The organism is Streptomyces sp. NPDC001868, from assembly GCF_040297125.1.
Taxonomy (GTDB): Bacteria; Actinomycetota; Actinomycetes; order Streptomycetales; family Streptomycetaceae; genus Streptomyces.
Window position 1 is genome coordinate 1 of the sequence record NZ_JBEOYO010000118.1, and the last position, 8,133, is coordinate 8,133.

Annotated in this window: 7 protein-coding genes; 2 read left to right on the forward strand and 5 right to left on the reverse strand. The window is 72.2% G+C overall.

The window, feature by feature from the left end; all coding sequences use genetic code 11:
* Positions 1-144: 144 nt before the first annotated feature.
* The 4 genes from ABT147_RS46775 to ABT147_RS46790 form a co-directional block, all read right to left on the reverse strand.
* Positions 145-432: a hypothetical protein gene (locus ABT147_RS46775; RefSeq protein ID WP_351418586.1), complete on the reverse strand. Its 288-nt coding sequence runs from the start codon at positions 430-432 to the stop codon at positions 145-147.
* A gap of 45 nt (positions 433-477) precedes the next feature.
* Positions 478-1,488, reverse strand: coding sequence for an LLM class F420-dependent oxidoreductase (locus ABT147_RS46780; RefSeq protein ID WP_351418588.1), 1,011 nt, complete (start codon positions 1,486-1,488; stop codon positions 478-480).
* A 149-nt stretch (positions 1,489-1,637) separates the two neighbouring features.
* A complete protein-coding gene (locus tag ABT147_RS46785; RefSeq protein WP_351418590.1) occupies positions 1,638-2,483 on the reverse strand; it encodes a hypothetical protein in 846 nt (281 codons plus the stop codon).
* A gap of 349 nt (positions 2,484-2,832) precedes the next feature.
* Positions 2,833-3,819: an N-acetylmuramoyl-L-alanine amidase gene (locus ABT147_RS46790; RefSeq protein WP_351418593.1), complete on the reverse strand. Its 987-nt coding sequence runs from the start codon at positions 3,817-3,819 to the stop codon at positions 2,833-2,835.
* Positions 3,820-4,141: 322 nt separating this feature from the next.
* On the opposite strand from ABT147_RS46790, the gene ABT147_RS46795 reads away from it, so the two are divergent.
* Together ABT147_RS46795 and ABT147_RS46800 are read left to right on the forward strand one after the other, a co-directional pair.
* Positions 4,142-4,855 (forward strand): hypothetical protein, encoded by a 714-nt coding sequence (locus ABT147_RS46795; protein ID WP_351418595.1) that lies wholly within the window; start codon positions 4,142-4,144, stop codon positions 4,853-4,855.
* A 152-nt stretch (positions 4,856-5,007) separates the two neighbouring features.
* Complete coding sequence (locus ABT147_RS46800; RefSeq protein WP_351418597.1) at positions 5,008-7,152, forward strand: restriction endonuclease; 2,145 nt, start codon at positions 5,008-5,010, stop codon at positions 7,150-7,152.
* 55 nt (positions 7,153-7,207) lie between these two features.
* Here the strand turns inward: ABT147_RS46800 and ABT147_RS46805 are convergent, their stop codons facing one another.
* A complete protein-coding gene (locus ABT147_RS46805; RefSeq protein WP_351418600.1) occupies positions 7,208-7,912 on the reverse strand; it encodes a class I SAM-dependent methyltransferase in 705 nt (234 codons plus the stop codon).
* Between the last annotated feature and the right edge of the window lie 221 nt (positions 7,913-8,133).

The window sequence follows — 8,133 nt, forward strand, 5'->3', positions numbered from 1 at the left end:
GTTCCCCGCGCCCCTGAAAAAGCAGGGGCTGCGCCCCGTGCTTTTTCAACGGCCCCCAGGGGCCGTTGCTTCTAGGGGCGCGGGGAACTGCGCGACCAGCCCCCACTCACCCGCACCCGACAACACACCCGACGACGCCCCCACTCAGTGCCGATGCATCCGGTTGGCGATCGCGTGGCCTATGAACAGGTACACGACGGCCGCCAGGCCATACCCGGCCACCACCCGCGCCCACTGCTCGTCGAAGGTGAACAGGTCGTGGGACCAGCCCGCGAGCCAGCGGGCCGCGTCATGGATGAACTGCACGAAGTCGTTCGTGCTGTTCGCGTCGAACAGATACATGAGGATCCACAGGCCCAGGATGAAGGCCATGATGTCGGCGACGATCGCTATGATCCGGCCCGCCTGGTTGGAGCCGCTATATCGAGACATGCCCTTCGAGTTGCCCGTCGGGCTTCGATGAAACCTCAAGGGTCCTCAGGAGTTGAGTTCGGCCAGCACCCGCAACGTGTGCGGGTCCGGGGCGAGCACCAGCAGGTCCGTCACCGGCCCCTTCCGCCACAACTCCAGCCGCTCCGCGATCCGTTCGCGCGGCCCGACCAGCGAGATCTCGTCCGCGAAGGCGTCCGGCACGGCGAGTACGGCCTCCTCGCGCCGCCCGTCGAGGAAGAGCCGCTGGATGCGCCGGGCCTCCTCCTCGTACCCCATACGGGCCATGAGATCGGCGTGGAAGTTGCGCTTCGCGTGCCCCATCCCGCCGATGTAGAAGCCCAGCATGGCCTTCACCGGCAACAGCCCCTCGGCGATGTCGTCGCAGACCCTCGCCCTGGCCATGGGCGCGATGAGGAAGGGATCGGGGACATCGGTCAGCGAGGCCTCGTAGACATCGGTCCGGGTCGGCGACCAGTACAACGGCAGCCAGCCGTCCGCGATCCGGGCCGTCTGCGCGATGTTCTTCGGCCCCTCGGCGCCGAGCAGGATCGGCAGACCCGCGCGGAGGGGGTGGGTGATGGACTTCAGCGCTTTGCCGATGCCGGTGCCGTCCGGCCCGTCGTAGGGGAGAGGATGGAAGCGTCCGTCCAGCTCGACCGGGGCGTCGCGCCTCAGTACTTGGCGTACGACGTCGACGTACTCCCGGGTCGCGGTCAGCGGCGACTTCGGGAACGGGCGCCCGTACCAGCCCTCGACGACCTGCGGCCCCGAGAGCCCGAGCCCGAGCAGGGCGCGTCCGCCGGAGAGATGGTCCAGGGTGAGGGCGTGCATCGCGGTGGTGGTCGGGGACCGGGCCGCCATCTGCGCGACCGCCGTACCCAGCTTGATCCTTGAGGTGTGGGCCGCGATCCAGGTGAGCGGGGTGAACGCGTCCGAGCCCCATGACTCGGCCGTCCACACCGAGTCGTACCCGAGCCGCTCCGCCTCCTGGGCCAGCGGGACATGATCGGCCGAGGGGCCGCGCCCCCAGTAGCCGAGTGCCAGACCGAGCCGCATACGCCTGCCTCCTGACGGTGTGTCAGTGGAATCGGGCGGGAGGCGACTGTACGACAACGGCCCCCCGCTCGGAAGAGCGAGGGGCCGGTGTGCGGCGGTACGGCTGCGTACGGCGGTACGGCTGGGTGCGGCGGTACGGCGAGGTGGGATCAGCCGCGCTGGATGCCGCTGGTGTCCTGGAGGACGCCACGACGGCCGTCCTGGGTCTGGGCCACCAGGCTGGGGCCGCGCTGCTCGACCGCCAGGTACCAGGTGCCCGGCGCCAGTTCGGCGATCGTCGACTGCGAACCGTCCTCGGCGAACAGCGGACGGGCCACCGGCACCGCGAACCAGAACGGCGAGAAGTCCCCGGCCGGCGGCTGCGGCGCCGCGGCCTGCTGCTGCGGAGCGCCGGCGAACGGCGCCCCCGGACCCGGCTGACCGGGCCCCGGCTGACCCGGACCGGCGCCGAACGGGCCCGGGGCACCGGCGCCCGGGTAGCCGTAACCACCGGGCGGCTGGCCGCCGTACGGCTGCGGGGCGGCCGGCCGCGGGGCGCCGACCAGGGCCGCCTTGAGGGCGGGGACGAGGGGGGTGGCGATGGCGGCGCCGGCCATGATCAGCGTGGCGATGAGGGCGAGGATGAGGCCCATGCCCGCGTCGGTGCTGCTGCCGCCGTCGCCGCCGAAGTTGTCGCCGCCGCCGGTCGGGTCGAAGATGTTGCCCAGCGCGCTCCATGCGGCGAAGACGGTGAAGGCGATGCCGAAGTGGCCGAGCTCGATACCGACGATCTTGGGCGGCTGCGGGAGCCCCCGGGCGATGACGATGGACGCGGCGCCGAAGAGCCCCGCCAGGACGACGCTGAGCAGCACCGGGCCGCTCTCCCAGAGGTTCGGGAAGTCGAAACTGTCAGGAGCCCCGTCGATGGAGTAGTTGTCGAGGAACGACGCGATGAACAGCAATACCGCTGCTCCGATCACGACGCCGTCGCCTCTGGTGAGGGAGCGGATATTCACTTCAGGTCCTTCGTCAGTCGTCTCGTCATCGGTGGAGGCGTCGCCGTCACCATGTCGCCGTCAGGCCGTGGTGGGAAGCGCGGGGGTGGCCCCTCATCGTAGGGACGACCTTATCGTCCGACCGACGTGGGTGTCCGCCGGGATCATCTCGATGATCACGACCCGCCCGCTACCCTCGCAGGAAACTCACGATTCCCTCAGAGTTCCCCCGTGTCACTTTCTGTCGCCGGGCACCGCTGGTCAACGGTGCCGCGTCATGGATATCGCGCATCCCGGCGCACATGACGAACACGGCGGGAACTGTTGACAGATTGAGACCGCCGCGCGCATTCCTCAAAGGGAGAATTGTTCAATTTTCGAGGAAGCTCGTGATGCCGTCCGAGATTCCCTGGGCCGCTTTCTGGCGCCAGGCTCCGCTGGTGAGCTGGGCGGCGTCCTTGCTGTCGCGCATGTTGCCGCACTCGATGAACACCTTGGGGACCGTGGAGAGGTTGAGGCCGCCGAGGTCGGTGCGGGTGACGATGCCGGTGCCGCCGCCCACGTAGTTGGAGGGGGCGCTGCCGGTGGCGCGGACGAAGTAACCGGTGATGCGCTCGCCGAGGTCCCGGGAGGGGGCGACGATGGGGCGGGTGTCGGCGGCGCCCTCGTTCACCGAACCCGGCAGGATCACATGGAAGCCGCGGTTGCCGGTGCCGGAGCCGTCCGCGTGGATCGAGACCACCGCGTCCGCCTTCGCCTCGTTGCCGATCCGCGCGCGCTCGTCGATGCACGGACCCCATGTGCGGTCGCCGTCCTGCGTGAACTTCACCGTGGCGCCCTCCTGTTGGAGAAGCGTCCGCATCCGCCGTGCGACGTCCAGTGTGAAGTCGGCTTCCAGGTAACCGTCGTTGGTGGTCGTCCCCGTGGTGTCGCACTCCTTGGCGTTCGTCCCGATGTTCACCTTGCGGTTGATCTCGGTGGTGTGCTGGAAGTTGCCGGGGTTGTGACCGGGGTCGATGACGACGATCTTGCCCTTGAGGGGGCCGGTGGCGGCGGGAGCGGAGGAGGAGCCGGAGGGGCTCGCCTTCCCGCCGTCGGCCCCGCTGCCGTCGCCGGTGCCGTCGTCGCCCGAGGCGGTCGGATCCCCGGATGCCGGGGGAGTGGTCGCCGGCCGGGTCTGCGGGCCCGTCGCTCCGGTCGGCCCGCCGGCCCCGTCCCCGGAGTCCCCGACGGCCTGCCAGACCCCCCATCCGGCCACCGCCCCCACCACGACCGCGGCCACCGCCACGGTCAGCGGACGGCGGACGGCGGAACGGCGGGGCTGGGGCGGATCGAAGTCCGGGCCTACGTACGACACGCGTGCCACCTTACGGCGTCGGTTGTCGGGTGCGGGTTCGGTGGGGGCCGGTCGCGCAGTTCCCCGCGCCCCTGAAAAGCAGGGGCTGCGCCCCGTGCTTTTCAACCCGCGGCCCCGTCGCCTTTCAGGCCCCCGGGCTGTGGTCGATCAGGCCCCGGGCTGTGGTCTATCAGGCACCCTGGCTGTGGTTTTTCAGGCCCCCGGGGCCTGAATCTTGAGGGGCGCGGGGAACTGCGCGACCAGCCCCCACCGGACCCGCACCCGACAACCGACCCCCGTCCCGGGCTGGACCCACAGGCCACCGACGGGCCAGAGTACGAGAATGATCGAGGTCGTGATCGCGGTGCTCGGCGCCGTCGTGGCCGCGTCCGCGCTCGTCGTGAGTATCGCCGGGCACCGTCACAACGTCCGCCAGGCAGGCCGGCTCGCCGAGCGGGAACGCCGTATCGAGGACCGGGAACGCGAGGCGGACCAGCGGGAGAAGCTGATCCAGTCGTCGATGCTGCACGTGGCGATGGTCAGCACTCCCTCGGTGCTCGCGGACGGATACACACGGTGGCGCCTCGACGCGGTCAACACCAGCAACCAGCCGCTCGTCGGGGTCGCCGTCCACTACGACGGCGTACGCCTCGACGGCCGCGAGGTCCTGCCCGCCGGCGGCGCGCTCACCGCCGACCTCCCGATGGCCTCCGCCACCGGCTCACCGCCCTCGCCCCTCCTCTGCTCCGTCGAGTTCACGGACACCTCGGGCCGCCGCTGGCGCCGCCTCGCGACCGGTCAGCTCCAGCCGCAGGCGCCCGGCACCGGCGACGCGACGAACTGGCACGCGCCGGTGCCGCCGATCGTCAGCCCGCTCCCGGCCCTCCCGCTCCAGACCCAGGGAAGCATCCCCGGAGGCGCGTACGGACAGCGCCCGGAACAGCCGGACGGCCCTCCGGCCGACCCCCTCTCCCAGCGTGCCTACCGGCCGGCCGTCGCCGCCGTGATCGTCGCCGTGGCGGCCGCCATCTACCTGCTCGCCCGGTACCTGGGCTAGCCGTCGCCCTCCGGAACCCGTGAGCGCCGGGCAGGGCGCTGACCAGCGGTAGGCGTACGCGCCGTCGCGGGATAAAGTCGTTCGGTTACGTCTGGTTGTGGGGGCGGGGCGCTGCCGTGCGGTCGGGGCCCCGGTGGGAGGGCCTGTAGCGCATGAGTCGTCGCTCCAACGGGTTGGCCGGGATCTGGGCCGAGGCACAACGCCAGCAGCAGCGTCAGTCGGAGGAGCGGGCCCGGCAGCAGCGCGAGTACGAGCGGCAACAGCGCGCGTACCAGCGGGAGGTGGCGCGCAGCCAGCGGGAGCAGCAGGCGGCGTACCGGCAGCAGCGCGAGGCGGAGGCCCGGCGGCGTACGGAGGAACTGGACGCCCAAGTCCTGGCCCTGGAGGGGCTGTTGGGCGCGGGCTGCCGGGCCCCGGCGTTCCGGGCCGCGTCCCTCACCCGCCCCGAGCGCCTGGAGCCGTTCTCGCCGGGGCCGCTGGCCCAGCCGGTGCCCATGCCGGACCCCAACCACTATCAGGCGCTGGGCGGTTGGACCGCCCAGCGCCGGGCGCAGGCCCAGGCCGAGGCGCGCGCCCGCTTCGAGCACGACTGGCACGCGGCGCAGGCCGCCGAGGCCCAGCGCCAGCGCCAACTGGCCCAGTACCAGCGGCAGTACGAGCAGTGGGCGGAAGGACAGCGCGCGGAGATCCGGCGGCACAACGCCGGGCTCGCCCAGATGGCGACGGCACTGCGCGACGGCGACCCGGAAGCCGCCGTCGACTACTTCTCCGCCGCCCTCTACGCCTCGCCCGCCTGGCCCGAGGGCTTCCCCCGTGGCGTCTCCGCCGCGTACGACTCGGCGGCCCGGCAACTGGTCCTGGACTGGGAGCTGCCCCGGTACGACGTCGTCCCCGAGGCGAAGACCGTCGTCTACATGCCGAGCGTCGACCAGGACAAGGAGCGCCCGCGCCCGGTCACCCAGCGGCGGGCCCTCTACCGGGACGTCCTCGCGCAGTGCACCCTCCTGGTGCTCCACGACCTCTTCGCCGCCGACGAGTTCGGCGCGCTGGAGTCGGTCGTCCTGAACGGATTCGTGGACGACCACGACCCGGCGACCGGCCGCCGCGCCCAGATCTTCCTGTCGACCGTCCAGGTGCCCCGGTCGGTGTTCGCCGGACTGCACCTGGAACAGGTCAGCGCGGTCGACTGCCTCACGGACGGACTCCGGGGCCAACTGTCCGCCCGGCCCGACCAGCGCACGCCCGTTCGCCCCGGCCGCAGGCCCGGCGACGTGGGCAACGGCGTCGGCGTCGTCACCCACGGCGGCGAGGACGAGCCCGACCTGCTGGAGATGGACCCCCTCGCCTTCGAGTCACTGGTCGCGGAACTCTTCCGCGCCATGGGCATGCAGGCGGTCACGACCCAGCGCTCGGGCGACGGCGGCGTGGACGTCGACGCCCTGGACCCGACCCCCATCCGGGGCGGCAAGATCGTCGTCCAGGTCAAGCGCTACCGCAACACCGTCCCGCCGACCGCCGTCCGCGACCTGTACGGCACGGTCCAGGACGCCGGTGCCAACAAGGGTGTCCTGGTGACGACGTCCAAGTTCGGACCGGGCTCCCACACCTTCGCCAACGGCAAGCCGCTGGAGCTGGTCTCGGGCCGCGAACTCGTCGACCTGCTCCACCGCCACGGGCTCCGGGGACGCCTCGGCACGGGCGAGCGCCCCGCCCCCGCCTCCGCTCCCGTGTCCTCGACCGACCCCACCGTGGTGCTGCCCGCCCAGCGGACGTCGGCGGACACGGACGGAGGGACGGCCCAGGGCACTTCGGACGACTACAGCGTGCTCGGCATGTTCTGGACCGGCGGCGTCGCCCTCGACGTCTGCGCGCTCGTCTGCCACGGCAACCGGGTCCTCAGCGACGACCACTTCGTCTTCTACAACAACCTCCGCACTCCCGACGGCACCGTCCGCGCGGTCCCGCCGACCACACCCGACAAGGCCGCGATCCAGGTCTCGTTCGACACGCTGCCGGCGGAGGCCGACCGTCTCGTCCTCGTCGCCGCGATCGACCCGGCCGTGAACCCGGACGCCGACCTCGCCGGCTTCACCGACGCCGGCATCCGCCTCCTGGACCCGTCCCGCGCCGAACAGGGCCGCCTGGACGTCTCCGACGGCCGCACCGGCGAAACGGCCCTGACCCTCGGCTCCTTCCGCCGCCGCGCCAACGGCGACTGGGACTTCGTCATCGGCGGCAAGGGCTACCGGGGCGGCCTGGAGGAACTGGTCCAGGACCACGGCATAGAGGTGGCGTAGCCCGGGAGGGCGGGGGCGGGGTGAGGCGGGGCGACCTGGTTCGGGTCCGCGCGGGTCAGATGCCGGTGCCGCCCGTGTCGTTCGTGCCACCCTTGCCATCCGTCCGCCGCAGCACCCGCAGGGAGTCCGTCGCCGAGACCTCCGTGAAGGCGCCGGAGGCGAGGGCGCGGAGGTAGACGCGGTACGGGGCCTGCCCGGTGAACTCGTCCTCGGGCTCCGGGAAGACGTCGTGGATGACGAGGAGGCCGTCCGGGGCGACGTGCGGGGCCCAGCCCTCGTAGTCGGCGGTGGCGTGCTCGTCGGTGTGGCCGCCGTCGATGAACACCAGGCCCAGGGGGGTGCCCCAGAAGGCGGCGACCTGCGGGGACCGGCCGACGACCGCGACGACGTGGTCCTCCAGGCCCGCCCGGTGGAGGGTCCGGCGGAAGGTGGGGAGCGTGTCCATGCGGCCCACCTCGGGGTCGACGGTGGACTCGTCGTGGTACTCCCAGCCCGGCTGCTGCTCCTCGCTGCCCCGGTGGTGGTCGACGGTGACCGCCACGACCCCCGCCTCCCGGGCGGCGTCGGCCAGCAGGATCGTCGACCGGCCGCAGTACGTCCCCACCTCCAGCAACGGCAGCCCGAGCCGCCCCGCCTCCACCGCCGCGGCGTACAGGGCCAGCCCCTCGCCCCTGGGCATGAACCCCTTCGCCGCCTCGAACGCGGCGAGGATCTCCGGCTTGGGCGCCTGGGTGGCCGGGGGGTTGGTTGCCGCGGACATGGATCCTCCGTGTCGTCATACACACTGACCGTGCCCCCGCCCTACCTCGCTGGGGGCGCCCCATGCTGCCATGCGGTGACCGGCGGGAGGGGCGGGGGGATTCGGTCGGCTGTCGGGCGCGGGTGCGTGGGGCTTCTCGCGCAGTTCCCCGCGCCCCTAGAAGCAACGGCCCCTGCGGGCCGTTGAAAAAGCACGGGGCGCAGCCCCTGCTTTTTCAGGGG